General features: G+C 64.3%; 20 protein-coding genes, 1 tRNA gene and 1 other RNA gene. 10 read left to right on the plus strand and 12 right to left on the minus strand.

The annotated features are described in order from the left end of the window. Window positions 1-207: 207 nt before the first annotated feature. Both rnpB and rtcR read right to left on the minus strand, forming a co-directional pair. An RNA gene (rnpB, locus tag EAG14_RS18290) (RNase P RNA component class A) lies at window positions 208-547 on the minus strand. Between the two features lie 10 nt (window positions 548-557). Then, window positions 558-2,192 carry an RNA repair transcriptional activator RtcR gene (gene rtcR / locus EAG14_RS18295; protein WP_121729724.1) on the minus strand — a complete coding sequence of 545 codons (1,635 nt, stop codon included), beginning with the start codon at window positions 2,190-2,192 and terminating at the stop codon, window positions 558-560. Window positions 2,193-2,542: 350 nt separating this feature from the next. Between rtcR and EAG14_RS18300 the strand changes: the two genes are divergently transcribed. From EAG14_RS18300 to EAG14_RS18335, 9 genes are all read left to right on the plus strand, one after another. Further along, window positions 2,543-2,606, plus strand: a tRNA-OTHER gene (locus tag EAG14_RS18300). A 303-nt stretch (window positions 2,607-2,909) separates the two neighbouring features. Beyond that, a complete protein-coding gene (locus EAG14_RS18305; RefSeq protein WP_121729725.1) occupies window positions 2,910-4,049 on the plus strand; it encodes a slipin family protein in 1,140 nt (379 codons plus the stop codon). 267 nt (window positions 4,050-4,316) lie between these two features. Then, window positions 4,317-5,150, plus strand: coding sequence for a hypothetical protein (locus tag EAG14_RS18310; RefSeq protein ID WP_121729726.1), 834 nt, complete (start codon window positions 4,317-4,319; stop codon window positions 5,148-5,150). Between the two features lie 54 nt (window positions 5,151-5,204). Beyond that, the gene (locus EAG14_RS18315; protein ID WP_121729727.1) at window positions 5,205-6,428 is read left to right on the plus strand and encodes an RtcB family protein; all 1,224 of its coding nucleotides are present in this window, start codon (window positions 5,205-5,207) and stop codon (window positions 6,426-6,428) included. A gap of 4 nt (window positions 6,429-6,432) precedes the next feature. Continuing rightward, on the plus strand, window positions 6,433-7,053 hold the full coding sequence (locus EAG14_RS22940; RefSeq protein ID WP_162996036.1) for a hypothetical protein: 621 nt from the start codon (window positions 6,433-6,435) through the stop codon (window positions 7,051-7,053). Between the two features lie 126 nt (window positions 7,054-7,179). Next, window positions 7,180-8,040 carry a nucleotidyltransferase domain-containing protein gene (locus EAG14_RS18320; RefSeq protein WP_121729728.1) on the plus strand — a complete coding sequence of 287 codons (861 nt, stop codon included), beginning with the start codon at window positions 7,180-7,182 and terminating at the stop codon, window positions 8,038-8,040. Beyond that, on the plus strand, window positions 8,037-9,110 hold the full coding sequence (gene rtcA / locus EAG14_RS18325; protein WP_121729729.1) for an RNA 3'-terminal phosphate cyclase: 1,074 nt from the start codon (window positions 8,037-8,039) through the stop codon (window positions 9,108-9,110). Before EAG14_RS18320 ends, rtcA begins: the two co-directional genes overlap by 4 nt. Window positions 9,111-9,229: 119 nt before the next feature. Next, window positions 9,230-10,147 carry a cysteine synthase A gene (gene cysK, locus EAG14_RS18330; RefSeq protein ID WP_099743051.1) on the plus strand — a complete coding sequence of 306 codons (918 nt, stop codon included), beginning with the start codon at window positions 9,230-9,232 and terminating at the stop codon, window positions 10,145-10,147. A gap of 212 nt (window positions 10,148-10,359) precedes the next feature. Then, window positions 10,360-12,078: an NAD(P)/FAD-dependent oxidoreductase gene (locus EAG14_RS18335; protein ID WP_121729730.1), complete on the plus strand. Its 1,719-nt coding sequence runs from the start codon at window positions 10,360-10,362 to the stop codon at window positions 12,076-12,078. 34 nt (window positions 12,079-12,112) lie between these two features. Here the strand turns inward: EAG14_RS18335 and EAG14_RS18340 are convergent, their stop codons facing one another. The 10 genes from EAG14_RS18340 to EAG14_RS18385 form a co-directional block, all read right to left on the minus strand. Continuing rightward, window positions 12,113-13,693, minus strand: coding sequence for a methyl-accepting chemotaxis protein (locus EAG14_RS18340; protein WP_121729731.1), 1,581 nt, complete (start codon window positions 13,691-13,693; stop codon window positions 12,113-12,115). A gap of 223 nt (window positions 13,694-13,916) precedes the next feature. Then, entirely contained in the window at window positions 13,917-14,906 is a 990-nt protein-coding gene (locus tag EAG14_RS18345; RefSeq protein ID WP_121729732.1) for a tripartite tricarboxylate transporter substrate binding protein, read from the minus strand. A 113-nt stretch (window positions 14,907-15,019) separates the two neighbouring features. Further along, complete coding sequence (locus tag EAG14_RS18350) at window positions 15,020-15,961, minus strand: tripartite tricarboxylate transporter substrate binding protein (RefSeq protein WP_240457075.1); 942 nt, start codon at window positions 15,959-15,961, stop codon at window positions 15,020-15,022. A 79-nt stretch (window positions 15,962-16,040) separates the two neighbouring features. Beyond that, window positions 16,041-16,973, minus strand: a complete 933-nt coding sequence (locus EAG14_RS18355; RefSeq protein WP_121729048.1) for an electron transfer flavoprotein subunit alpha/FixB family protein — start codon at window positions 16,971-16,973, stop codon at window positions 16,041-16,043. After that, the gene (locus EAG14_RS18360; protein ID WP_121729049.1) at window positions 16,974-17,723 is read right to left on the minus strand and encodes an electron transfer flavoprotein subunit beta/FixA family protein; all 750 of its coding nucleotides are present in this window, start codon (window positions 17,721-17,723) and stop codon (window positions 16,974-16,976) included. Window positions 17,724-17,820: 97 nt separating this feature from the next. After that, window positions 17,821-19,056 (minus strand): CaiB/BaiF CoA-transferase family protein, encoded by a 1,236-nt coding sequence (locus EAG14_RS18365; protein WP_121729734.1) that lies wholly within the window; start codon window positions 19,054-19,056, stop codon window positions 17,821-17,823. A 65-nt stretch (window positions 19,057-19,121) separates the two neighbouring features. Then, the gene (locus EAG14_RS18370; protein ID WP_121729735.1) at window positions 19,122-20,258 is read right to left on the minus strand and encodes an acyl-CoA dehydrogenase family protein; all 1,137 of its coding nucleotides are present in this window, start codon (window positions 20,256-20,258) and stop codon (window positions 19,122-19,124) included. A gap of 10 nt (window positions 20,259-20,268) precedes the next feature. Further along, window positions 20,269-21,465, minus strand: a complete 1,197-nt coding sequence (locus EAG14_RS18375) for an acyl-CoA dehydrogenase family protein (protein ID WP_121729736.1) — start codon at window positions 21,463-21,465, stop codon at window positions 20,269-20,271. Window positions 21,466-21,508: 43 nt separating this feature from the next. After that, window positions 21,509-22,684: an acetyl-CoA C-acyltransferase gene (locus tag EAG14_RS18380; RefSeq protein WP_121730548.1), complete on the minus strand. Its 1,176-nt coding sequence runs from the start codon at window positions 22,682-22,684 to the stop codon at window positions 21,509-21,511. A gap of 124 nt (window positions 22,685-22,808) precedes the next feature. Next, window positions 22,809-24,926: a 3-hydroxyacyl-CoA dehydrogenase NAD-binding domain-containing protein gene (locus EAG14_RS18385; RefSeq protein ID WP_121729737.1), complete on the minus strand. Its 2,118-nt coding sequence runs from the start codon at window positions 24,924-24,926 to the stop codon at window positions 22,809-22,811. Between the two features lie 181 nt (window positions 24,927-25,107). Between EAG14_RS18385 and EAG14_RS18390 the strand changes: the two genes are divergently transcribed. Continuing rightward, entirely contained in the window at window positions 25,108-26,070 is a 963-nt protein-coding gene (locus EAG14_RS18390) for a LysR family transcriptional regulator (RefSeq protein WP_121729738.1), read from the plus strand. Window positions 26,071-26,109: the final 39 nt, after the last annotated feature.

Raw genomic sequence — 26,109 nt, forward strand, 5'->3', positions numbered from 1 at the left:
ACAGGGACCATCACGTGGGCAGATGGCCGAGTCCGTCACTTCGCGCGCGAGCAGTAAGGCATGTCCCGCTCACCGCCTGCTGCCTGCCTTAGCGCCTCCCCACGACCAATGTGCGGGCAGCAGTCAACGCGTAAGCAGCGAAGTGATCGAGCACACAGCCAAGATAAAGGGCTGGTGCACCTGTATGCACCAGCCCTTTTCAATAAAGTGTGAAGCGCGCCGATAAGCCGGATTCTGTGCACCACGGTTGCCCGCAGTGTGACCGCCATTAATCTGGGCCGGGTGTCGCCACCACGGCTCGGTGCTACCTACCCGCCAACTCTGCGGAACCACATCAACGTTGGCCTACTTGGTATTGCTGCGCGTAGAGATTGCCCGTTTCACCCCCAGTGGTCTACCTTGCGGCACTCCCCCGGGACTCGTCTCTGTTGCTCTAATCCTCACCTCACGGTGGGCAGCCGTTAGCTGCTACGCTGTCCTGTGCAGTCCGGACGTTCCTCCAGTGCCTGGTTTCCCAGATTGCACCAGCGGCGGTCTGGCGCGCTTCACGGCGTGGATTATCGCCCAGCGGCAGCGATGCGCTCCCAATCCAGCCCAAACCGCGCAAGGTACTTGCGCAGCCGGTCCGCATCGTTGACCACCGTTCGCTGCGCGCGCGAGGCCTGGAACAGCATTCGCCCCGCATCCGACAAGGTGCGCGCCTGGCGGCAGACCTGCAGCACAGCGGCAAGTTGAAGCTGGTCGAACAGGTCCATGGACTCCACGGCATCCCTGCCCAGCAACTCCGCCAGATCGTCACGGCCCAAAGTACCTGGGGCGGACGCGATGCCGTTGCGCGCATCGCTGGCAGGTTGCCATAGCCAGCGCAGGCGGGCCATCTCGGCCTCCACCAGGGGCAGGCCAATGCGGCCACTGTCGGCCAAGGTCGCCAGGCGCGTCACACTGGCTGACAGGTCGCGGAAATTGCCCGTCCACAGCGCCTCGGGCGATTGGGCGTAGCGCAGGTAGGCGGTGCGGGCCTCGTTCGACAGGCGCACGCTGCGGCCCAGCTCTTCGCCCGCGCGCACCAGCAGGTGCTCCACGTTGGGCTCTATGTCCTCAGGCCGCTGCGCCAGGCCAGGCAGCACATAGCTCCAGAGGTTGATGCGCGCAAACAGGTCTTCGCGAAAGCGCCCTGCAGCCACCTCGGTGCGCAGGTCGCGGTTGGTGCCTGCCACCAGCTGAAAGTCGCTTTCTACCTCACGGTCACTGCCCATGGGATAAAAGCGCTTTTCTTCCACCGCCTTGAGCAGCATGGCCTGCTCGTCCAGGCCCAGCTCGCCAATCTCGTCCAAGAACAGTACGCCCTCGTGCGCCGCGCGCAGCAGGCCGGGCCGGTCTGCCGCAGCCCCCGTGAAGGCGCCCTTTTTGTGGCCAAACAAAGTGGATGCGGCACCATCTCCGCGCAGGGTGGCGCAGTTCACTTCCACAAATACGCCCTGCACCTGGTGGCGCGCCTTCTTCAGTTCAAACATGCGCCGCGCCAGGTGCGACTTGCCCGCGCCCGTGGGCCCGGTGAACAGGATGGGCGCACGCGAGCGCACCGCCACGCGCTCCACCTCGTCGATCAGTGCGTTGAAGCGCGCGTTGCGCGTGGCAATGCCGCTCTTGAGGAAATCGACCGCATCGCGCTGCTCTGCGCCAAAACGCTGGGCGATCACGTCGTAGCGCGACAGGTCGAGGTCGATCAGCGCATAACTGCCTGGGTTGCCCGCCTGCTGGCGCTTGGGCGGCGAGGTTTGCACCAACACGCCCGGAATGCGGCGCGACTCCACCAGCAAAAACAGGCAGATCTGCGCCACGTGGGTGCCGGTGGTGATGTGCGTCCAGTACTCCTCGCGTTCGGTGTCAAAGCGGTAGGACTGCACCCAGTCAAACAGCTGGGCATACACCTCGCCAAAGTCCCACGGGTCGGCCATGGGCAGGGGCACAAGGTTCACCGTGGTCTCGGGCGAAGCGACGGCCATGTCGGCCTGCACCAGCTGGGCCAGGTCTTTGTGCGCGGGGGTGTAGAGCAGTTCCAGCCGCTCGATCACCACGTCTTCGTGCTGCACCAACGACACCGTGGGGCGCCACTTCTCCCACCGCCCCGCGCCCCGGCCGGAGTCGAGTTGCGTGCCCAAGAAGCCAATCACCACCTTGTTTTTTCGCATATCTATTTATCTAATTAACTAGCTTTCATTCTAGTAATTATTCATAAGGCATTTGGGCGACCCCAACAGAGAAAAAACTTTATTCAATCAAATCAATAGGTTAAAAGGTTTTTACACCTATACCAGCCACCTGGCATGCATCTGGCAATAGATAGAGCATCCAGCGCAAACGGTGACCGCTGACAGGCCGGGGTTAGGACTAACGTTCGCCCCGCCGGTGCCGGGCATCCGGAGCCTTCGGGTTCTATTGATGTTCTGCATGCCGCACATCGCAAACGCTGGGTAACGACACGGTCGTGGTGACCACTCCGAAAGGACGTGTCTGGTTCGACTCCAGGCGTGCCACCACTGGTAGCTCATTGGTAGAGCAACCTCGCAAGAGGTCTGTAGCAGGTTCGACTCCTGCCCATTACTCCGGCCGCAAGGCCGGAACTTTGTACCGGTCGAAAGACCACCCGCCGAACGCGGGGAGAGGCCCCAGGTTGCGCCGCAACCGCCAGGGTTTCACCCCGTCAGCCGGTGGCGGTTTGTGCCAGCACCCGGCACAGCCCGCGCCCGCAGCCAGCCGCGCTGCCGCCCTCCCCACTTGGGGCTGGGTTGGCAACCACGGCGCACTGCACGGCCCAGGCTGCGCCCCCTGGGGCCCCGCTGCTGCTGTAACGGCAACCCGATATGTGACGAGTGACGACAACGAAGAACGATAGAGAGGAAATAAAAATGCTGAAGATCCAACGCGCCACAGTGAAGAAAAACGAACGCGCCCTGCTGCTGCGCAACGGCAGTTTTGACCGCGTGCTGCGCAGCGGCACCCACTGGCTGTTTGCGGGCATGGACCAGTTGCGCGTGGAGACCTTCGCCCTCGAACAACCCGCCTTCACCCACGGCCTGGCCGACTACCTGATGGCGCAAGAACCCGCCGTAGTGGCCGCCGAGTTTGTGCAGGTGAGCCTGTCGGAAACCGAAGTGGGCCTGCGCAGCGAAAACGGCGTGCTGGTCGAGATCTTGCCGCCTGGCACCCGCCGCCTTTATTGGAAAGGTTTGGTGGATGTGAGCGTGCAAGTGGTGGACCTGCAAGCAGGCGCAGAACTGCCCGCCGCACTGGTGGCGCGATTGACGCAAACCCAGCTGCGCCAGCGCAGCGTGACCGGCTTGGCCGGTGTGCTGCAGGTGCAGGTGCCCGAGAGCCAGTGCGCACTATTGACGGTGGACGGCAAGGTCGAGCGCCTGTTGACGGCGGGCACCTACGCCTTCTGGAAGTACGGCCGCACCGTGGCGGTGGAACTGGTGGATTTGCGCCTGCAAGCCGTGGAGGTCTCGGGCCAGGACATCATGACCCGTGACAAGGTGGGCCTGCGCCTGAACCTGTGCGCCACCTACCGCTACACCGATGTGCTGCGCGCCTTTTCCCAGTTGCAAAAGCCTGCCGACCACCTGTACCGCGAACTGCAATTTGCGCTGCGCGCCGCCGTGGGCACCCGCACGCTTGACGAGCTGCTGGAGAACAAGACGGTGATCGACGAAGTGGTGACCGCACACATGGCCGCCAAGCTGCTGCCCTACGGCATGCAGCTGGAAAGCGTGGGCGTGAAGGACATCGTGCTGCCAGGCGAGATGAAGACCATCCTGACCCAGGTGGTGCAGGCCCAGAAGCAGGCCGAGGCCAACGTGATCCGCCGCCGCGAGGAAACCGCCGCCACGCGCTCGCTGCTCAACACCGCCAAGGTGATGGAGGACAACCCCGTCGCCCTGCGCATGAAGGAGCTGGAGACACTGGAACGGGTGGCTGAGCGCATCGACAAAATCTCGGTGTTCGGCGGCCTGGACCAGGTGCTGAACGGCCTGGTGAAGATGCGTTGAGCCAGGAGTGAAAAGAATAGGGGCGCGCTGGCATAGAAGGGAGCGCCACTGCCAAAAATGTTGTTATTGCCGGCAGCTCGGGTAACACCGAGTACAGCGGGAGAGTCGGTGAACGGGCAAGGTTGAGGATGCAGGTGCTGGCTCCGATGACGGGTCTGCCACTGGCGCGCGTTTCCAACCGTTCACTGGGCCAACGGACTCAAACACCCTGGTCGCTGTATTGATGCGGGTTCGAATCCCGTCGCGTCCACCAGAAAGAGAACTGTCATGAAAAAGAAGAAAACCGAAACCCATGCAGCACTTGTGAGCGATTCAAGCAATGCGCTGGAGGCCGCCACGCAGGCGGCCTACAAGGCCTTTGCGAACTACCAGGCACCGCATGGACTGCTGGACGTTTGCACCGCCTGCTGCATGAATGCCGAGCTGGAGCGCGAGATGCGGCACCTGCCGCTGCCCCAACTGACCGAGAAGCACTTCTACCAATACAACGATTCGGCCAAGAGCCAGGTGCAGCCTGCGGATGAAATCAAATACCTGGCCCCACGGCTGCTGGAACTGCTGGCCGAAGGCGCCCGGTTGCACCACTCCACCGAGCTGTACTTGGACCGGTTGGGCCGCTGCGAGCCCGGCTCCTTTTCAGCAACAGAACAGGCTGCGCTGCAGGGCTTTGCGCTGGCGTACTTTGTACAGGGGTTGGAGCAATGGCCCGCAGCCAGCGATTCGCTTTTCCAGGGGGATAACGCCTTCACCATCTTGCTCATGTGGGCCTATGCCCGCGTGCCGCTGGAGCCATTGCTACAGCACTGGATCGATAGCGGCAGCGACGCATCGACCCTGAACTTTGTGGACGCGTGCTATTGGGACTATGTGTGGAATGCCAACCAGATGGGCAATGCGTTTGCCGCCGACCAGGCCGAATACAAACGCACCATGGAGGAATGGCTGAACAGGCCCGCCACCAAGGCACGTTGGGCGGAAAAGCTCATGCGCCTGGTGGATGCAGGCCCCACCAGTTCCTGGCTGCCAGCGGGGGCCGTGGACCATCAGCGCTACCCACTCCCGGAGCGGATCAGCGCAGTTTTTGACGCGATGACCGCATAACGCCCGTCGCCCTAAAAATAAACAACACAACAAAGAAACAACGAGAAAAGAACCATGACCAATAACTACGAACAACTCGAAATCCCGAACGGTGTGCCCGTGAAGATGTGGACGAACGGCGTGCCTGTGGAGGAAGACGCGAAGAACCAGCTGCGCAACATCGCGCGCCTGCCCATCGTGTTCAAGCACGTGGCGGTGATGCCCGACGTGCACCTGGGAATCGGCGCGACCATCGGCTCGGTGGTGCCCACCCTCAAGGCCATCATCCCTGCTGCGGTGGGGGTAGACCTGGGGTGCGGAATGATGGCGTGCAAGACCACGCTGACGGCCAGCGACCTGCCCGACAACCTCTCCGGCGTGCGCGCTGCCATCGAGCGTGCCGTGCCGGTGGGGATGACGCCCAAGCGCTTTGGCCGCGATAAGGGAAGCTGGGATACGCCGCCCTCCGAAACCGACCGCGCCTGGGCGGGTCTGGTGGATGAGTTCGAGGAAATTTGCGAAGCGCACCCGCGCATCAAGAACACCAACAACTACAAGCACCTGGGAACGCTGGGAACGGGTAACCACTTCATCGAGATCTGCCTGGACGAACACCAGTCTGTGTGGGTGATGCTGCACTCTGGATCGCGCGGGGTGGGGAACGCCATCGGCACCCACTTCATCGAACTGGCCAAGAAGGACGCGGAGATGAACCAGCGCAACCTGCCCGATAAAGACCTCGCGTACTTCGAGGAAGGCGCGCAGTACTTCGGTGATTACGTGAAGGCCGTGGGGTGGGCGCAGAAGTTCGCCGCCGCCAACCGCGAGGTGATGATGGGCCGCGTGATTGCCGCGCTGCGAAAAGTCATCACCAAGCCGTTCGAGACGCACATTGAGGCGGTGAACTGCCACCACAACTACGTGCAACGCGAAACGCACTTCGGGCAAGACGTGTTCGTGACCCGCAAGGGCGCGGTGAGTGCCGAGCAAGGCAAACTGGGGATCATCCCGGGGAGCATGGGGGCCAAGAGCTTCATCGTGCGCGGAAAAGGCAACCCCGAGAGCTTCAACAGCTGCAGCCACGGCGCAGGGCGCACCATGAGCCGCACCAAGGCGAAGAAGCTGTTCACCGTGGAAGACCAGATCAAGGCAACCGAGGGCGTGGAATGCCGAAAGGATGCGGATGTGATCGACGAGATTCCGATGGCTTACAAGGACATCGACGCGGTGATGGCGGCGCAGGAGGATCTGGTGGAGGTGGTGTACACGCTCAAGCAGGTGGTTTGTGTCAAGGGGTAAAGAGATGAGTCACTACGAACTAAGCAGGTTGGACGACTTAATCGACTCTACCGCCCACGCGGCAGAACAAGCACATTGCCTAGAGACAGGAACTTGTTCGCCCAAATGGCTTGTCGTGGCAGCGCACTCCGCAGCACAAGCCGCTATGACCTGCTACTTACATCAGGGCAATGGATTAGCCGCTTTGCGCAAGGAAGATAGGGAGGAATGGCAAAAAGCACATGAGATACAGCAAACTGAATCAACGCCATTTCAAGGCTATCCCGATGTGCGCTTGAACTACTTCATGAAACTTTATGCAGACGTCAAAGCAACTGCACTCACGAAGCGGGATGGCTGCGTCACTTCATCCCTATGCGGGGATATGGAAGATCGGCTGCACGAGTTGAACCAGTTGCGCAATAGCCTCATCCACTTCCAGACAGGTCGTCTTTTGATCCTCAAGCAGCACGTCGTAAGCGTAGCTCAAGCCGCATCAAAAACAGTCAAAGCACTAAGCGAGAGTCAGTTCTTTCCGTGGTGGCGAAGCGATGAGGCGGACCATTCTCGATCGCAATTGGAGCGGGACCTAAGGGCGCTTGATCGCTCGCTCTGCAGTCTTAACTCCACACCGCAAAACGTGTAGATCGAGGTAATGCGACTGAGGTAGCCAGTGCTGCACTAGCAACGCAGAGCGCTCCACCTTCAATTCAGATAACTACATTTTTGATAGCTGCTCACGCTTATCCATCAAGCGCTACAGCCTATTTTTATGCATAAAACAGAACAAAAAGAAATGCTGCGCTCCGCCCACCCGGTGGAGCCCCACATGCGCACGCAGGTGCTGGACGCCTTGCGCGACATCGAGGCCCGGCATGATGTGACGGTGCTCTTCGCCTGCGAATCCGGCAGCCGGGGCTGGGGCTTTGCTTCGCCGGACAGCGACTACGACGTGCGCTTTATCTACGTGAACCGTCTGCCTTGGTACCTGACCGTCACGCCCGGGCGTGACGTGATCGAGCTGCCAATCAGCGGCGACCTGGATGTGAACGGCTGGGACCTGCGCAAGGCCCTGGGCCTGCTGCGCGAGTCCAACCCCACGCTGCTCGAATGGCTGGGCTCACCCATCGTCTACCGCGAAGAAGCAGACACCATGGCGCAGTTCCGCGCCCTGGCGGCGCAAGTGTTCTCCAACGCCAAGGGCTGGCACCACTACGCATCGATGGCCAAGAAGAACTTTCGAGAGCACCTGCAGGCCGACGAGGTGCGCTACAAGAAGTACCTGTACGTGTTGCGCCCCCTGCTGGCCGCGCGGTGGATACGCACGCAGCCCGGCGTGCCACCCATGCGCTTTGCCGAACTGGCCCAGCACACGCTGCACCCCGTGCAGGATGCAGCACTGGTCGCCGAGATCAACGCCCTGCTGGAGGTGAAGATGCGCGCAGGCGAAACCGCCACCAGCCCGCGCTGGCCCGGCATCCATGCGTTCATCGAGGCCGAACTGGCGCGCAATGCGGCAGAGCCAGTGCAGCCGCTGCCCGTGCCTGGGCATGCCGCGCTGGATACGCTGTTGCATGACACCGTGCTGCGGTTCAGCAAGCGCCCCAAGGGTGCGGCGGAGGCATCGCTATGACAGAACTCGCTGTCACCCCCCTCACCCTCGACGGCGCCACCGGCGAGGGCGGCGGGCAAATCCTGCGCACAGGCCTGGCCCTTTCCATGGTCACGGGCCGGCCGCTGCACATCACGCGCATCCGCGCCGGGCGGCCCAAGCCGGGGCTGATGCGCCAGCACCTGGCCTGCGTGCAAGCGGCGGTGGCCGTGTGCGGCGGGCAGGCCGAGGGTGCTGAGCTGAACTCGCAAACGCTGGTGTTCACACCCGGCGTGGTGCGTGCGGGCGACTACCGTTTTCAGATCGCCACTGCAGGCAGTTGCCTACTGGTGCTGCAGACGGTACTGCCCGCGCTGATGCTGGCCGATGCCCCCAGCAAGGTCGAACTGATGGGCGGCACGCACAACCCGATGGCACCGCCGTTTGATTTTTTGGAGCGCGCCTTTGCGCCGTTGGTGCGGCGCCTGGGCGTGGGGCTGGAGCTGGAGCTCAAGCGCCGTGGCTTCTTTCCTGCGGGCGGCGGCGAGCTGGTGGCGCGCATCACGCCCACGGCATCCACCCAGCAGCCGCTGGTGCCCGTGGATGTGCTGACACGCGGCCCGCTGCAAAGCGCCTGGGGCGAGGCACTGACGCCCGGCATCTCGCGCGGGGTGGCGGTGCGCGAGCTGCAGACCCTGGGCCAGCGCATGGGCTGGACACAGGAGTCAGGCCAACTGCGCCAGCCGCCCACACGGCAGAACGAGGGGCCCGGCAATGCGCTCATCGCCACGCTGGAGCATGCGCACATCACCGAGGTGTTTTGCCAGCTGGGCGAGCGCAGCCTGTCGGCCGAGCAGGTGGCCAAGCGGCTGGTGGACGAGGTGCGCGCCTACCAGCGCAGCGCGGGCGCTCTGGGGCTGCACCTGGCCGACCAGTGGATGCTGCCGCTGGCTTTGGCTGTGTGGCGCAGTGGCCAGGCGGCCAGCTACACCTGCAGCGAGGTGACACAGCACACGGCTACCAATGCGCAGACGATTGCGCTGGGGCTGCCGGTGCGCGTGCAGATCACCCCCGCAGAGCGGGCCATGCATGTCGAGATTGCACCCGCGTAATCCGTAGCCGATGCTGATGCCGCAGTGCGGCATATCCATATCACCCAGACAGCACAACAAGTGGTTCAGAATGCGCGTCACATCCCTCCAACCCAATCCGACACCTCACAGGAGACGCCATGAAAGTTGACAACATTCTGCAAACCATCGGCAACACGCCCCACGTGCGCATCAACCGCCTGTTTGGCCCGGGCGCCAACGTGTGGGTGAAGTCCGAGCGCAGCAACCCCGGCGGCTCCATCAAAGACCGCATTGCGCTGGCCATGGTGGAAGACGCAGAAAAATCGGGCGCGCTGCAGCCCGGCGGCACCATCATCGAGCCCACCAGCGGCAACACAGGCATTGGCCTGGCGCTGGTGGCGGCCGTGAAGGGCTACCGCCTGATTTTGGTGATGCCCGACAGCATGAGCATTGAGCGCCGTCGCCTGATGCTGGCCTATGGCGCGCAGTTTGACCTGACCCCGCGCGAGAAGGGCATGAAGGGCGCGATTGCCCGCGCACAAGAGCTGCAGGCGCAGACGCCGGGCGCGTGGATTCCGCAGCAGTTTGAAAACCCCGCCAACATCGACATCCACGTGCGCACCACGGCGCAGGAAATCCTGGCGGACTTTCCCGATGGGCTGGACGCCATCATCACCGGGGTGGGCACGGGCGGCCACCTCTCGGGCACGGCCCGTGTGCTCAAGGCCAAATTCCCACAACTCAAGGTGTTTGCGGTCGAGCCCACGGCCTCGCCCGTGATCTCGGGCGGCGCACCGGCGCCCCACCCCATCCAGGGCATTGGCGCGGGGTTCATCCCCAAGAACCTGGACACCAGCCTGCTCGACGGCGTGATCCAGGTCGATGCCGAACCGGCCCGCGAATACGCCCGCCGCTGCGCGCGCGAAGAAGGCATGCTGGTGGGCATTTCGTCGGGCGCCACCCTGGCGGCCATCGCCCAAAAACTGCCCGATTTGCCTGCTGGTGCCAAGGTGCTGGGTTTCAACTACGACACGGGCGAGCGCTATCTGTCGGTCGAAGGCTTCTTGCCCGCCTGAGACAGGAATACGAGCAAAATTGGCCTCTAGCGCTTTATAAATAAGCGCAAGCAGCTATTAAATAGATAGCGCAACAGGCAGCCACTGCGCTGCCACCGGGCCCGCCACATGGCGGGCCTCTTTGCTTTGGACAGGCTCTGCGCGGTGCGCGCCGGTAAAATCACGGCCCCACGACTTTGCAAGCCGCCCGATCGACACGGGCCCGCAAGACCATGATCCGACTCTCCGAAATCCGGCTGCCCTTCACCGTGGCCGAAGCCCCCGAGGCGCCGCTGCGCGCCGCCGTCCCGCCCCTGCTGGGCCTGGCACCGGACGACATTGCCCACATCCACATCTTCAAGCGCAGCTTTGACGCCCGCAAGGCCGACCTGCTGGCGGTCTACATCGTGGACGTGACACTGGCCCAGCCCGAGCGCGAGGCCGCGCTGCTGGCCCAGTTTGCTGGCAACCCGCACATCCAGCCCACACCCGACATGGCCTGGCACCCCGTGGGCCAGGCGCCTGCCGACCTGCCCTTGCGCCCCGTGGTGGTGGGCTTTGGGCCCTGCGGCATTTTTGCGGCGCTGGTGCTGGCGCAGATGGGCTTCAAGCCCATCGTGCTGGAGCGCGGCAAGACCGTGCGCGAGCGCACCAAAGACACCTGGGGCCTGTGGCGCAAGCGCGAGCTGCATGCCGAAAGCAACGTGCAGTTTGGCGAAGGCGGCGCAGGCACCTTCAGCGACGGCAAGCTCTACAGCCAGATCAAGGACCCGCGCCACCTGGGCCGCAAGGTGATGAACGAGTTCGTCAAGGCCGGTGCGCCCGAAGAAATCCTGTACGTCGCCCACCCGCACATCGGCACCTTCAAGCTGGTGAAGGTGGTGGAGAACCTGCGCGAGCAGATCATTGCGCTGGGCGGCGAGATCCGCTTTGAGCAGCGCGTGACGGACGTGATCATTGAAGGCACCGGTGAAGCCCGCCACCTGCGCGGCCTGAAGGTGCTGAACCAGGCCACGGGCGAGACCACCGAGCTGCGGGCCGACCACGTGGTGATGGCGCTGGGCCACAGCTCGCGCGACACCTTTGCCATGCTGTACCAGCGCGGCGTGGCCATGGAGGCCAAGCCCTTTTCCATCGGCTTTCGCATCGAGCACCCGCAGGGCGTGATCGACCGCGCGCGCTGGGGCCGCCACGCGGGCCACCCGCTGCTGGGCGCGGCCGACTACAAGCTGGTGCACCACGCTGCCAACGGCCGCGCGGTCTACAGCTTTTGCATGTGCCCCGGAGGCACCGTGGTGGCCGCCACCAGCGAACCGAACCGCGTGGTGACCAACGGCATGAGCCAGTATTCGCGCAACGAACGCAACGCCAACGCGGGCATGGTGGTGGGCATTGATCCAAGCGACTACCCCAGCGACCCCGCTGCGTTTGAGGCCCAGCTGGGCCAAACCTATGGCGTGGAGGCACTGCCTGCCGGGCAGTTTCACCCCCTGGCGGGCAGCGTGCTGCAGCGCCAGCTTGAATCCAACGCCTTTGTGCTGGGCGGGCGCGACTACAGCGCGCCTGGGCAACTGGTGGGCGACTTCATACGGGGCACGCCGTCCAAGCAACTCGGCGATGTGGAGCCCTCGTACAAGCCCGGCGTGGCCCTGGGCGACCTGCACGCCGCCCTGCCCGGCTACGCCATCGAGGCGCTGCGCGAGGCCCTGCCCGCGTTCGGCCGCAAGATCAAGGGCTTTGACATGCACGATGCGGTGCTGACGGGCGTGGAAACGCGCACCTCATCGCCCCTGAAGATCGGGCGCGGCGACAACCTGCAAAGCCTGAACACCCCCGGCCTGTACCCGGCGGGCGAAGGCGCCAGCTACGCGGGCGGCATTTTGTCGGCGGGGGTGGACGGCATCAAAGTGGGTGAGGCCGTGGCACGCAGCCTGTTGGGCGTGCAGGGCTGAGCGCCCACGCTCCCAGTGCCCTGACCCAAACGCCTCAGCGCAGCGCCTTGTATTGGCCTTGCGCTGCGGGCAAGCGGAAGGCCTCGACCAACTCGGCCAGTTGCTGGGCCTGCACCCGCAGGCCGTGCGCGGCGGCGGAGGACTCTTCCACCAGCGCGGCGTTTTGCTGCGTCATCTGATCGAGCTGCGACACAGCCTCGCCCACCTGGCTCAGGCCCGTGGTCTGCTCGCGCGTGGCGGTGCTGATCTCGCCAATGATGGTGGCGACCTGCTGCACCGAGTTCACGATCTCGCCCATAGTGCCGCCTGCGGCGTGCACCAGCTGCGTGCCTTCATCCACCTGGCGCACGCTCTCGCTGATCAGCCCCCCAATCTCTTTGGCGGCCGTGGCCGAGCGCTGGGCCAGGCTGCGGACCTCGCTGGCCACCACGGCAAAGCCCCGGCCTTGCTCGCCTGCGCGGGCGGCTTCCACAGCGGCGTTCAGCGCCAGGATGTTGGTCTGGAAGGCGATGCCATCGATCACGCTGGTGATGTCGGCAATGCGGCGCGAGGACTGGGAGATACCGTCCATGGTGCCCACCACGCGGTCCACCGCCTCGCGCCCGCGCCGGGCCACGTCGCTGGCGCCACCAGCCAGCTGGCTGGCCTGCGCGGCGGCATCGGCGCTGTGGCGCACGGTGGCCAGCAGCTCTTCCATGCTGGCGGCAATTTCTTCGAGGTTGGAGGCAGTCTGCTCGGTGCGGGCCGACAAGTCGCTGTTGCCTGCGGCAATTTCACTGCTGGCGCCCGCCACCGAGGTGCTGGCCTGGCGCATGCCCACGACCAACTCACCCAGGCGCGACTGCATGCCGCCCAGGCGCGCCAGCAAGGCTTGCAACTCATCACGGCTGCCTGCGGCAGATGCGGGTACGGCGGAGGTCAAGTCGCCCTCGGCAATGCGGTCTGTGACGTTGGCCGCATGGGCCAGGGGGTGCAGGATGGAGCGCGACAGCACCCAGGCGCACAGCAGGCTGAGCGCAAGCCCCAACGCCGAGCCTGCGGCCAGCAAGAAGATGCCCTGGCTGGCACTGCGGGCCGCGGCTTCGCGGTCCTCAGCCACCAGTTGCTGTTGGAACGCTGCGAGTTTGTCGACGGCATCGGCATAGGCATCCGCCGCAGGGCGCAGCTGTTTGCCCACGGCATCGGCGGCCAGCGCCTCACCCGCTTTGCGGCGCTTGACCAGATCGTCACGCACCGAACGGAAGGTGTTGCCCGCCTTGTCGATCGCATCGAACAGCGCCTGCGATTTGGCATCGTCGGCCAGCACATCCAGGCGCTTGCGCACTTCCGCCGAGCGGGCCGATGTCGCCTTGCGGTCGGCATCGATGCGGGCAGCGTAGGCGGGGTTGTCGATCTCCAGCAGAGTCTCGGCGCGCACCGAGCTGAGCACCACAATGGAATGCAGCTCACGCGCGAGCACGGCGCGCTCTGAGGCTGGGCCGCCCAGTTCATCGGCAATTTGCTGCAAACCAGACAATCGCCAGATGCCCACCGCCGCAGACAAGGATGTGACCAGGCAAACAATACCGAAGGCCAGCGCCAGGCGAACAGCAACGCGCAGATGGGAAATGGACATGAGAAGTCCCTCAATCGAAGGGGTGGAAAACGCTCTGAAACGAACTGGAGTCACACCGGCGCAAGGCCGATGCCCCCTCAGTGTATCGACACAGTTTGTCAATTTGTAAGAGGGATTTCACACGCCCATGCCCGCGTAAGAATCTCACCACAGCCACCGACCCCGGACTTCGATCCGGTTAACGATCTTTTCACAGTGCCCACCCTGCGAGCCAGAAGTCACCTCAGTCGAGCTTGACCCCGGCAGCCTGAATGACCCGGGCCCATTTGGCAGTTTCTGCCTGGATGAATGCATCGCATTCCTGCGGACTGGAGCCCTCGGCAAAGGTGCCCATGTCGGACTCCAGGCGCTGGGTGACGGCGGGGCTGCGAATGATGCGGGCCACCTCTTCAGACATGCGCTGCACGATCTCACGGGGCACCCCGGCAGGAGCGAGCATGGCGGCCCAGGTACTGCCCACCAGATCGGGATAGCCCTGCTCTGCAAAGGTCGGGACGTCGGGCAAGGCAGGCAAACGTTTGTCGCTGGCGACGCCAATGAGGCGAATCCTGCCCGCCTTGGCCGGCTGGATCAGATTGGGTGGAGGGTCCAGAAACAGGGGAATCTGCCCGCCCAGCAGATCGGTCAGTGCCGGTGCGGCACCTTTGTACGGCACGTGCACCATATCGGTCTTGGTGACCAGCCGCATCAGCTCGGACGTCAGGTGTGCGGCCGATCCATTGCCCGAAGAGGCGAAGCTCAGCTTGCCCGGATTGGCCCGCGCGTAAGCCACCAGCTCCGCCGTGGTCTTGAAAGGCGCGTTGGCAGCCACCGCAGCCACCAGTGGCGATACGCCCATGAGCGATACCCCTACCAGATCTTTGCGAGGGTCGTAGGGCAGCTTGGGGTAGAGCGTGGTGTTGGCCGCGTAGGCCGCAATGACCACCGCAAAGGTATGCCCGTCAGGGGCTGCCTTGGCCACGGCGTCCACCCCGATGATGCTGTTGGCCCCTGGCTTGTTGTCCACCACCACAGGCTGCCCCAGGCGCTGCTGCAAGCCCACCTGCAGCAGGCGCGCCATCTGGTCGGTAAAGCCACCGGCCGTGTAGGGCACGACGATGCGTATGGGCTTGCTGGGCCAGGCACTTTGCGCCCAGGACGCCGGGGATAGCACGGCGCCAGCGGCAAGGCCTGTGCCGCAGCGGATGAAAGCACGGCGGGTATTCAATGGCATGGGAGTCTCCTGGGGGTAAGAGTGAAGAGTTTGTTTACGAGCCTTTGCCAATGCCCAGGGGCTTCCGAGCCATGCTCAACGACGCCAGGGCATCCGCACTGTCACAGTCGATGTCACTGCGCGGCCAGGCCCAGGCGATCAATCAACACCTTGTCCTTGGCAAAGGTGTCCTTGGCCCACTGGGCATAGTCCGCCCCCGAGCGGTACCAGGACTCTTGGTTGAGCTGCTTGAGCACCTCTGCATGGCGAGGATCGTCCATGGCCTTCTTGAAGGCGTTGTGCAGCTTGGCCGCGATGGCAGGGTCCATGCCCTTGGGACCCACCAGGCCGTAGGGCGAAGTGGAGACCACTCCATAGCCCAGCTCCTTGGCCGTGGGCACGTCAGGCCAGCGGGCAGAGCGCTTTTCGCCAAAGGTCAGCAGCAAGCGCATTTGACCTGCCTCCACATAGGTGTCCCAGCCCGAGGCATCGCTGGATGCCGTCACATGGCCGCCGAGCAGGGCCTGCTGCAAATCCGCATTCCCTTTGAACGGCACATGGTTGAGCGTGACCTTGGCGTTGATGGCCAGCTCTTCCACCAGCAGATGGGGGGACGAACCGATGCCTGTTGAACCGTATTCGACCTTACCGGGACTCTTACGCGCTGCGGCGATGTACTCGTGGAACGTCTTGTAGGGCGAATCCGAGCGCACGGTGAAGCCGAAGGTGTAGCCCGACAGACCGATGATGTAGGTGAAATCGGTCAGCGGATTCCAGGCCGTTTTTTGCATGTGCGCCATGCGCAGCATGGACATGGGGAACTGCGTGATGGTGTAGCCATCGGGCTTGGCGGTGCGGGCCATGACACCGGGGCCCAGGGTGCCGCCAGCACCCGGCTTGTTCTCCACGATGATGGACTGCCCTAGCTGCTTGCCCGCCAGATCGGCCAGGGTGCGCATGTGGCGGTCGGTTGGGCCACCTGCCGGGAAAGGCACGATCAGGGTGATGGGCTTGGTGGGGAACTCCTGCGCCTGTGCACTGCCCATGCAGGCACCGGCCAGCATTGTCAGCCCCATCGATAGCAGGCTGCGGCGGCTTGAGAAGTGGGTCATGTTTGTCTCCTGTAGTTATGAACGGATATGACAGCCACTGGACTCAGAGCGCCTTGACCAATTCAGGCACAGCCGTGAACAGATCGGCCTCCAGCCCATAGTCGGCCACGCTGAAGATCGGCGCCTCAGGGTCCTTGTTGATCGCCACGATCACCTTGGAGTCCTTCATGCCCGCCAAGTGCTGGATGGCACCCGAGATGCCGGCCGCGATGTACAGCTGCGGTGCCACGATCTTGCCGGTCTGGCCCACTTGCAGGTCGTTCGGGGCGTAGCCTGCATCCACCGCAGCGCGGCTGGCGCCGATGGCGGCGCCCAGCTTGTCGGCCAGCGGGGTGATGACTTCGTTGAACTTCTCTGCACTGCCCAGCGCACGGCCACCGGAGACGATGATCTTGGCGGCGGTGAGTTCAGGGCGGTCGTTCTTGGCGATTTCGCTGCCCACGTAGCTGCTCTTGCCTGCATCGGCGGTCGCAGCGGCGGTTTCGACCGCGGCGCTGCCACCCGTGGCAGCTGCGGCATCAAAGCCGGTGGTGCGCACGGTGATGACTTTGACGCTGTCGGCGCTTTGCACGGTGGCAATGGCGTTGCCTGCGTAGATGGGGCGCTCGAAGGTGTCTTGGCTCACCACCTTGGTGATGTCGCTGATCTGCGCCACGTCGAGCTTGGCGGCCACGCGGGGGGCCACGTTTTTGCCACCTGCGGTGGCAGGGAACAGGATGTGGCTGTAGTTGCTGGCGATGGCCAGTACCTGGGCTGCCACGTTCTCGGCCAGGCCGTGGGCCAGGCTTGCTGCGTCGGCGTGGATCACCTTGCTCACACCAGCGATCTGGGCTGCTGCTTGGGCGGCAGCGCCGGCGTTGTGGCCAGCCACCAGCACGTGCACGTCGCCACCGCAGGCCACAGCGGCCGTGACGGTGTTCAGGGTGGCGCCTTTGATGCTGGCGTTGTCGTGTTCAGCAATAACGAGTACCGACATTTAGATCACCTTCGCTTCGTTCTTGAGTTTTTCAACGAGGGCCGCCACGTCGGCCACCTTCACACCCGCGCCGCGCTTGGCGGGCTCGGTCACCTTCAGGGTCTTGAGGCGAGGGGCCACGTCCACGCCGAGGTCTTCGGGCTTGACGGTGTCCAACTGCTTTTTCTTGGCCTTCATGATGTTGGGCAAGGTGACGTAGCGGGGTTCGTTCAGGCGCAGGTCGGTGGTGATGACGGCGGGCAGCGTCAGGGCCAGGGTTTCCAGGCCGCCGTCGATTTCGCGGGTCACATTGACCTTGTCAGCGGCCAATTCCACCTTGCTGGCGTTGGTGGCCTGGGGCAAGTCGGCCAGGGCCGCCAGCATCTGGCCGGTCTGGTTGGCGTCGTCGTCGATGGCTTGTTTGCCCAGGATGATGAGCGCAGGTTGCTCTTTGTCCACCAGGGCCTTGAGCAGCTTGGCCACGGCCAGGGGTTGCAGTTCGACATCGGTCTCGACCAGGATGGCGCGGTCTGCACCAATCGCCATGGCCGTGCGCAGGGTTTCCTGGCACTGGGCTACGCCGCAGGAGACTGCGATGACTTCGGTCACCAGGCCTTTTTCTTTCAGGCGCACTGCCTCTTCAACGGCGATTTCGTCAAAGGGGTTCATGCTCATCTTCACGTTGGCGATGTCCACACCCGTGTTGTCCGACTTCACTCGGACCTTCACGTTGTAGTCCACCACGCGCTTGACAGGGACCAGAACTTTCATAACCACACACTTTCTTGAGAGAAAAACACAGGCGAATGACACGCCAGAAAATCAGTACCTGAGCGGTTCGACAACCACCAGAGGCAAACGACAGGGATCAGGCAGAAGGCAAGGTCAGCACGCCCTGCTGTTGCAATTGCTGAAGCTGCTCGTCGCTCATGGACAAAAGGCGTTGCAGCACTTCACGCGTGCCCTCACCCAGCGTGGGCGGGGCGTTGCGCAACGGCAGGCGCTGCCCATCCAGGCGATACGGCGGCGCAAACACCGCCGTGGTGCCCGCCACAGGGTGCGGCATGTCGCGCAACAGGCCGGAGCGCTGAGTGCGCTCGCTGGTCAGCGCCTCGTGCAGGCCCGCCACCTTGCCGCACGGAATGCCCACAGCCTGCATGCGCTCGATCAGCAGGTCGCGGGGATGGGTGCGAATCAAATCCTTGAGCAGCGGTGCCAGCTCCAGACGATGCTTGGTACGGTTGACGTTGGTGGCAAAGCGCAGGTCTTCCACGATGTCGGGCCGCTGCAGCACCTGTCTGCAGAACTTGTCGAACTGTCCGTTGTTGCCCACCGCGATGATGAGCGGGCCATCGGCTGCGTCGTACATGCCGTAGGGCACGATGGAGGGGTGCGCATTGCCATAGCGCTCCGGGTCGCGCCCCAGCAGCATGGCGTCCAGGCCGTAGTAGCCGGTGACCATGATGCCGCAGTCGTACAGCGCCATCTCGATGAGCCGCCCTTTGCCCGTGCGCTCGCGCCGGAACAGCGCCGCCAGCACCGCTTGCGCCGCGTACATGCCGGTCATCAGGTCCACCACTGCAACGCCAAACTTCAGCGGCGGCTGCGAGGCCTCTCCATTCAAGGCCATCAACCCCGCTTCGCCCTGGATGACCAGGTCATACCCTGGGCGCTTGGCCTCGGGGCCGCTGCTGTCATAGCCCGCCACGGCGCAGTAGATCAGATCGGGCTTGATGGCCTTGAGTTGCGCGTAGCCCAGGCCCAGCTTCTCTGCGCCACCGGTCTTGAAGTTGTGAACCACCACGTCGAACTGGGGCAGCAGATCGTGAACGATCTTCAGGCCTTCGGCGGTTTGAAGGTCGAGCGTGATGGACCGCTTGTTGCGGTTCATGCTGTTGTAGTAGGTGGTCTCTGTCTTGCCAATGCGCATGCCCCAGTCGCGGGTGTCATCGCCCCGGCCCGGGTGCTCGACCTTGATGACCTCGGCGCCAAAATCGGCCAGCACCTGCGCGCACAGAGGCCCGGCAAACACGCGCGACAGGTCGAGCACGCGCACCCCTTGCAGAGGGAGATCGAGGTCGCCAGATACTTCTTGTTCGTTCACAGTCTTTGTCTCCTTGGATGGATGCGCCTGCACTTCGGATGCGCAGGCGCATCGGGGCACGCAGCTCAGCGCTGCTGCCCCAGGGCGATGAAGCGTGCCAGGTGGTGATCTTCATCGCCAAACTGGTGATCCACCATGACCAGGCGCTTGGCGTAGTGCGACAGGGGCAGCTCCCACGTCATGCCAATGCCCCCGTGCAGCTGGATGCTTTCCTCGGCCACCAGCGCGCCAATGCGGCCCATGGTGACCTTGGCGGCTGAGAGCGCGCGCTCGCGTTCGGTGCGGCCGGTGCCCTCCATCGCCGCCGCCGCGTTGATGACCGCAGAGCGCGCCTGCTCCACTTCCAGCAGCAAGTCGGCCATGCGGTGCTGCAGGGCCTGGAAGCTGCCAATGGGCACGCCAAATTGCTTGCGCGTTTGCAGGTATTCCAGCGTGTGCTTCTTGGCCACGTCCATCGCGCCCAGGGCCTCGGCGCACACGGCCAAAATGCCCCAGCCCACGGCATGCTCCAGGGTGGCAAAGCCCTGCCCTTCGGCGCCCAGCAGCGCACCGGCCCCCACTTGCACGTTTTGCAGCGTGACTTCGGCCACACGGCCCCCATCGACGCGGCCCATGCCACGGCGATGCAGGCCAGCAGCATCGGCAGGCACCAGAAACAGCGAGATGCCGTCGTCAGCATCTTCCACGCCCGAGGTGCGGGCGCTGACCAGCAGCAGCTGGGCCTGGTCACCGTGCAGCACCACGGCCTTGTGGCCGGTGAGCTGCCAGCCGTCGCCATGGCGCACAGCGCGGGTGGTCACACGGTTCAATGCATAGTGCGCGCCGGGCTCCTCATGCGCCAGCGTGGCCACCGTGCTGCCGTCGATGATGCTGGCGAGGTGTTCCTTTTGCGCAGCGCTACCCGCCAGGCCCAGCGCACGGCCCACTACCAGCGCGGCCACAAACGGCTCCACCACCAGGCCTGCGCCCAGGGCTTCAAACACCACGGCTACGTCAAAGCCCGCGCCGCCAAAGCCCCCGTCGGCTTCGGGGAACAGGGCGCCAATCACGCCCAGTTCGGCAAAGCGGGCCCACAGCGCCGGGTCCGTGCCGGTGTCGCCGTAGGCGATGTGGTTGCGCGTCTCGATCCCGTACTGCTCGGCCACAAAACGGTTCAAGGTGTCCGCCAGCATGCGGCGGTCTTCGGTGTGTTCAAAGTTCATCGCGGCAGCCTCACAAACCAAGGATCATTTTGGAAATGATGTTCTTCTGAATTTCATTGGAGCCGCCAAAGATCGACAGCTTGCGGTAGTTGAAGTAATTCGCAGCAGCCGTCGCTGCCTCCTTCGGCCCCACGGGTTCGTCGGCGTAGCCTTCGTACTGGGCTTCCTCAATGAAGGGCAGCGCATACGGGCCCATCGCACGGCGGATGAGCGAGAGGATCTCCTGGCGGATCTCGGTGCCGCGGATCTTGAGCATGGAGCTTTCGGCCCCCGGCACACCGCCACCGGCCACGGCGGCAATCACGCGCAGGTTGGTGGTCTTCATGTTCTCCAGATCAATCTCGACCTGGGCCATGCGGGCGGCAAACAGCGGGTCCTGGTCCAGAGGCTTGCCGTTTTTGATGACCTTGGCGGCAATCACCTTGAGCTTGGCCAGTGCGGCAATGCAAAAGCCCACGCCTGCAATGCCCGTGCGCTCATAGGTCAGCAGGTACTTGGCGTAGGTCCAGCCCTTGTTCTCCTCGCCCACCAGGTTTTCTACCGGCACCTTCACGTCGGTGAAGAACACTTCGTTGACTTCCTTGTCGCCATCGAGCGTGCGGATGGGGCGCAGCTCCACGCCGGGCGATTGCATGTCCACCAGCAAGAAGCTGATGCCCGACTGGGCCTTGGCTTCGCGGTCGGTGCGCACCAGGCAGAAGATCATGTTGGCGTGCTGGCCCTGGGTGGTCCAGGTCTTCTGGCCGTTGACGATGTAGTGGTCACCCTGGCGTACTGCCGTGGTCTTCACGGAGGCCAGGTCCGAGCCCGCGCCGGGTTCGGAGTAGCCCTGGCACCACCAGTCCTCGCCGCTCAGGATGCGCGGCAGCCAGTATTTTTTCTGTGCCTCGTTGCCAAACTTGATGAGCACCGGGCCCAGCATGCTCACACCAAAGGGCACGATGCGCGGGCCACCGGCCAAGGCGCACTCGGTGTCAAAGATGAACTTTTCCACCGCACCCCAGCCGGGGCCGCCGTAGGCCTTGGGCCAGTGGTTGGCCAGCCAGCCGCGCTCGTTCAGGATGGCGTGCCACTCATCCTGGTCCGCCTTGGACAGGCGCTGCCCGGCCTTGACCTTGGTGGCGATGCGTTCGGGCAGCTTGGCTTTCAAGAAAGCCTGCACCTCGGCGCGGAAGGCTTCCTCTTGGGGGGTGAAATTCAGGTCCATATCGGGTCGCTTGCAGTTCAGAGTTCGGTGGTGTGGCGCAGGGTCAGAAGATTTCAAACAGGCCTGCAGCGCCCATGCCACCGGCAATGCACATCGTCACCACGCCGTACTTGGCCTTGCGGCGGCGGCCTTCGAGCAGCAGGTGGCCCACCAGGCGTGCGCCGGTCATGCCGAAGGGGTGGCCAATGGCAATGGCCCCGCCGTTCACGTTCAGCCGCTCGGACGGAATGCCCAGGCAGCGCTGGCAGTACAGGGCCTGCGAGGCAAAGGCTTCGTTCATCTCCCACAGGTCAATGTCCTGCACCGTGAGGCCGTGGCGCGCCAGCAGCTTGGGCACGGCAAACACGGGGCCAATGCCCATTTCGTCGGGCCCGCAACCGGCCACCGCAAAGCCACGGAACGCGCCCAGGGGCTGCAGGCCACGGCGCTCGGCTTCTTTCGCTTCCATGAGCACGCAGGCGCTGGAGCCGTCGGACAGCTGCGAGGCGTTGCCTGCGGTGATGAACTGGCCCGGACCTTTCACCGGCTCCAGCTTGGCAAGGCCTTCGAGCGTGGTGCTGGCGCGGTTGCAGTTGTCGTGCGTGGCCGTCACTTCGCGGTAGGTGACCTCGCCGGTTTCCTTGTTCTTTTCCATCATGCGCGTGGTGCAGGGCACGATCTCGTCAGCGAACACGCCGGCCTGCTGTGCGGCGGCGGTGCGTTGCTGGCTTAGCAGCGAGAACGCATCCTGGTCTTCGCGGCTGATGCCGTAGCGGTGGGCCACGATGTCGGCGGTGTCGATCATGGCCATGTAGAGGTCGGGCTTGTGCTCTTGCAGCCAGGGGTCGATGTCTGCCGGGTTGCCTGCGCGGATGGCCGAGATGCTCTCCACCCCACCCGCCACCATGGCGGGCACGCCTTCGGCCACGATGCGGCCTGCGGCAATCACCACTGACTGCAGACCCGATGCGCAAAACCGGCTGGCCACCATGCCCGCCACCGAAAGGGGCAGGCCCGCGCGCAGCGCGGTCTGGCGGCCAATGTTCTTGCCGGTGATGCCCTCGGGGTAGCCGCAGCCCATCACCAGGTCTTCGATCAGCTCGGGGTCGATGCCCGAGCGCTCGACCGCTGCCTTGACGGAAAAGGCCGCCAGCTGCGGGCCGGGTGTGGCATTGAATTCGCCCCGGTGCGACTTGGTCAATGGGGTGCGGGCGGTGGAAACGATGACGGCTTCACGCATGATTTGCTCCTGATTTGATAGCTTTTTGCGCTTATTCATAAAGCGCTAGAGGCCAATATGACTCGAATACGGTGGGACTGATGGAAAACGCTTCGCGTGCAATGCAGGTCTGGCAGACTCTGCGCTATGCAGCCTTGTTCAGGCTGTCGAAATTGCGCCCCTCAGCTACCAGCTTTTCCAGCAGCGGTGCTGGCTGCCAGAACAGCGGGCCTTCCTGGGCGAACTCGCGGATATCGGCCAGCACCTTGTCCAGCCCCGTCATGTCGGCCCACTTCATCGGGCCGCCCCGGTGGCGCGGAAAGCCGTAGCCCGCGACAAAGGTCACGTCCACATCCAGCGGGCGCAGGGCAATGCCTTCGGCCACCACTTTGGCGCCTTCGTTGACCATGGCGGCCATGTAGCGGCGCATGATCTCGTCGGCGCTGAAGCTGCGGGGCGTGATGCCTTTCTTGGCGCGCTCGGCATCCACTATGGCCAGCACTTCCGGGTCGGGCTGGCCCGTGCGGGCACCGTCGGGGTACAGGTAGAACCCGCGCCCGGTCTTCTGACCAAACCAGCCGCGTTCGCAGATGCGGTCGGCAATCTCCACGTACCGGGCCTTGGGGTCGCGCGTGGCAGCGCGGCGCTTGCGCGTGGCCCAGCCAATGTCGCCACCGGCCAGGTCTGTCACCTGGAACGGGCCCATGGCAAAACCAAAGCCGCGCACGGCAGCGTCGATCTCGTAGGGGCTTGCGCCGTCTTCCAGCAGGTAGTCAGCGGCCTGCTTGTACACGGCCAGGATGCGGTTGCCGATGAAGCCGTCGCACACGCCCGCGCGCACAGGCACCTTTTTCAGCTTGCGGGCCAGCTCGAATGCCGTGGCCACCACGTCGGGCGCCACCTTGGCGGGCACCACGATCTCCAGCAGCTTCATGATGTTGGCGGGACTGAAGAAGTGCAGGCCCACCACATCCTGCGGACGGCTGGTGGCGGCGGCGATAGCGTCGATGTCGAGGTAGGAGGTATTGGTGGCCAGCACGGCGCCGGGTTTGCACACGCGGTCCAACTCGCGGAACACGGCCTTCTTCACTTCGATATCTTCAAACACGGCCTCGATCACCAGGTCCACCTGGGCGATGTCGGCATAGTCGGTGCTGCCGGTGTAGCGCGCCATCACGGCGGCCTGGGCGGCATCGGTCATGCGGCCCTTGGCCACCAGGGCGTTGTAGACCTTTTCGACATTGGCGCGGCCCCGGGCAATGGACTCGGCATCGCGCTCGATCATGGCCACCGGCAAGCCGGCATCGAGGGCTGCCACTGCAATGCCCGCGCCCATGGTGCCGCCGCCGATGACGGCAATGCTGGCCACGGGGCGCGGCTGTGCGGCCTGTGCTTCGGGCACCTTGACGACCTCGCGTTCGGCAAAAAAGGCGTGGATGAGACCGGCGCGCTGCGGGCTGTCCAGGCACTCCATGAACAGCGCACGCTCGCGGGCCATGCCTTCGTCAAACGGCAGTTGCAGCGCGGCCTGCACGCATTCGATGATCTTGAGGGGGGAGAACAGGCCGCGCGACTTTTGGGCGGTCTCGGTCTTCTGCGCCTCCAGCCAGGCCGGCGCGGCTTGCGGCTCGGCAATGGCCAGGTCGCGCGTGCGGCGCACGGGGGCCTGGGCAGCCAGCAGCTCGCGCACATAGGCCAGGCCTGCGGCCTGCGGGTCGGTGCCTTCCACCAGCTTGTCCACCAGCCCGGCTTGCAGCGCGGCCTGTGCCTTGAGGGGTTGACCACTGAGCATGAGGGTGGTCGCAGCCTGCACGCCCATCAGGCGCGGGGCACGCTGCGTGCCGCCCGAGCCGGGCAGCAGGCCCAGGTTCACCTCGGGCAGGCCCAGCGTGGCGGCGGGCAGGGCCAACCGGTAGTGGGCCGACAGCGCCACCTCCAGCCCGCCGCCCAAGGCTGCACCGTGCAGCACGGCGACCACGGGCTTGTTCAGGTTTTCGATGGCGCGGCAGACCTCGGGCAGGATGGGAGAGACGGGTGGCTTGCCAAATTCGCGGATGTCAGCGCCCGCGATGAAGGCCTTGCCGGCGCCTACCAGCAGCACTGCCTTGACGCCGGGCTGCTGCGCGGCGTGGTCCATGGCCGCAACCAGGCCTTGCCGAACGGCTGCGCCCAGGGCGTTGACCGGGGGGTTGTCGATGGTGACGATCTGCACCTCGTCCTGCACCCGCCATTGAACGACGGACGCTGTGGCGTCATGGGCCATGCACTTGTCTCCTTGCTTGTTCTTGTTCCAGACAGGCTGGGCTCGATCTAGCGCCGAGCCAGCCCGATGGGCTTGTCCTCATTCTTATGGCGACAATGGTTTATGACAATCCCATCATTCATTGACATACTGTCAAATAAATTTATCCAATTGAACCCTTTTAACCCCCGCTGAAGCCCCCATGGACTCCCAAGCCCTGAACCTGCTGGTTGAAATCATTGACAGCGGTAACCTGAGCCAGGCGGCCCGCAAGCTCAAGATGACGCGCGCCAACGTGAGCTATCACCTCACCAAGCTCGAAAAAGACGTGGGGGTGCAACTGGTGCAGCGCTCCACCCGGCGGGTGGAGCCCACCGAGATCGGCATGCGTCTGTATCAGCATGGCCGGGCCATCCACAACGAAATCCTGGCGGCGCGCGAGGCAGTGACCTCGCTAGGACGCGGCCTGCAGGGGCGGGTGGGCATCAGCGTACCCAGCGGCTATGGGCAGATCGTGATGAGCGACTGGCTGATCGAGTTCAAGCGCCTGTACCCAGGCATCGTGCTGGATGTGCTGTTTGAAAACCGCGCCGACATCCTGCGTGACGAGGTGGACATTGCCGTGCGCGTGGTGCCCGAGCCCCCGCTGTCCATGGTGGCCCGAAGCCTGGGCAATGTGCGCTACCTGGCCTGCGCATCACGCGAATACGCCCTGCAGCACGGGCTGCCCCGCACCCTGCACGAGCTGCGCAACAGCCCGGTCATCACCGCAGGCGTGACGGGGCGGCACCTGCGCCTGGCCGCCTACCAGGGTGCCGAGCGGTACGAGGTGCTGCTGGAGCCCACGATGATTTCAGAGCACTTTCCGTTCTTGCGCCAGGGCATCGTGGCGGGGCTGGGCGTGGGCCTGGTGCCCGACTACGTGGTGCAGGACAAGCTGGACAGCGGCGAGCTTGTCACCACACTGGACGAGTACCGGCTGAGCATCTTCGGCACGCAGATGTACCTGCTGTACCTGCCCAACCGCCACCAGACGCGCGCCGTGCGCACCTGCATCGACTTCATTCTGGCCAAGACAAGGCCCCCCGAAACCAACGGCAGCGAGGCGCCCGTGCTGGAAGACGCCGCAGAAAAGCCGGCCCATAAAAAAAGCCCCTCCACCTGAGGCCGAGGGGCTTGACTGGCTCTGCAGCGATGGCTGCAG

It is taken from the genome of Acidovorax sp. 1608163, from assembly GCF_003669015.1.
In the GTDB taxonomy this organism is placed as follows: domain Bacteria; phylum Pseudomonadota; class Gammaproteobacteria; order Burkholderiales; family Burkholderiaceae_C; genus Acidovorax.

What these genes read in the sequence shown, in the direction of transcription:
- rtcR (WP_121729724.1), bottom strand. Translation starts at nt 2,192, where the DNA reads ATGCGAAAAAACAAGGTGGTGATTGGCTTCTTGGGCACGCAACTCGAC.
- EAG14_RS18305 (WP_121729725.1), top strand. Translation starts at nt 2,910, where the DNA reads ATGCTGAAGATCCAACGCGCCACAGTGAAGAAAAACGAACGCGCCCTG.
- EAG14_RS18310 (WP_121729726.1), top strand. Translation starts at nt 4,317, where the DNA reads ATGAAAAAGAAGAAAACCGAAACCCATGCAGCACTTGTGAGCGATTCA.
- EAG14_RS18315 (WP_121729727.1), top strand. Translation starts at nt 5,205, where the DNA reads ATGACCAATAACTACGAACAACTCGAAATCCCGAACGGTGTGCCCGTG.
- EAG14_RS22940 (WP_162996036.1), top strand. Translation starts at nt 6,433, where the DNA reads ATGAGTCACTACGAACTAAGCAGGTTGGACGACTTAATCGACTCTACC.
- EAG14_RS18320 (WP_121729728.1), top strand. Translation starts at nt 7,180, where the DNA reads ATGCATAAAACAGAACAAAAAGAAATGCTGCGCTCCGCCCACCCGGTG.
- rtcA (WP_121729729.1), top strand. Translation starts at nt 8,037, where the DNA reads ATGACAGAACTCGCTGTCACCCCCCTCACCCTCGACGGCGCCACCGGC.
- cysK (WP_099743051.1), top strand. Translation starts at nt 9,230, where the DNA reads ATGAAAGTTGACAACATTCTGCAAACCATCGGCAACACGCCCCACGTG.
- EAG14_RS18335 (WP_121729730.1), top strand. Translation starts at nt 10,360, where the DNA reads ATGATCCGACTCTCCGAAATCCGGCTGCCCTTCACCGTGGCCGAAGCC.
- EAG14_RS18340 (WP_121729731.1), bottom strand. Translation starts at nt 13,693, where the DNA reads ATGTCCATTTCCCATCTGCGCGTTGCTGTTCGCCTGGCGCTGGCCTTC.
- EAG14_RS18345 (WP_121729732.1), bottom strand. Translation starts at nt 14,906, where the DNA reads ATGCCATTGAATACCCGCCGTGCTTTCATCCGCTGCGGCACAGGCCTT.
- EAG14_RS18350 (WP_240457075.1), bottom strand. Translation starts at nt 15,961, where the DNA reads ATGGGGCTGACAATGCTGGCCGGTGCCTGCATGGGCAGTGCACAGGCG.
- EAG14_RS18355 (WP_121729048.1), bottom strand. Translation starts at nt 16,973, where the DNA reads ATGTCGGTACTCGTTATTGCTGAACACGACAACGCCAGCATCAAAGGC.
- EAG14_RS18360 (WP_121729049.1), bottom strand. Translation starts at nt 17,723, where the DNA reads ATGAAAGTTCTGGTCCCTGTCAAGCGCGTGGTGGACTACAACGTGAAG.
- EAG14_RS18370 (WP_121729735.1), bottom strand. Translation starts at nt 20,258, where the DNA reads ATGAACTTTGAACACACCGAAGACCGCCGCATGCTGGCGGACACCTTG.
- EAG14_RS18375 (WP_121729736.1), bottom strand. Translation starts at nt 21,465, where the DNA reads ATGGACCTGAATTTCACCCCCCAAGAGGAAGCCTTCCGCGCCGAGGTG.
- EAG14_RS18380 (WP_121730548.1), bottom strand. Translation starts at nt 22,684, where the DNA reads ATGCGTGAAGCCGTCATCGTTTCCACCGCCCGCACCCCATTGACCAAG.
- EAG14_RS18385 (WP_121729737.1), bottom strand. Translation starts at nt 24,926, where the DNA reads ATGGCCCATGACGCCACAGCGTCCGTCGTTCAATGGCGGGTGCAGGAC.
- EAG14_RS18390 (WP_121729738.1), top strand. Translation starts at nt 25,108, where the DNA reads ATGGACTCCCAAGCCCTGAACCTGCTGGTTGAAATCATTGACAGCGGT.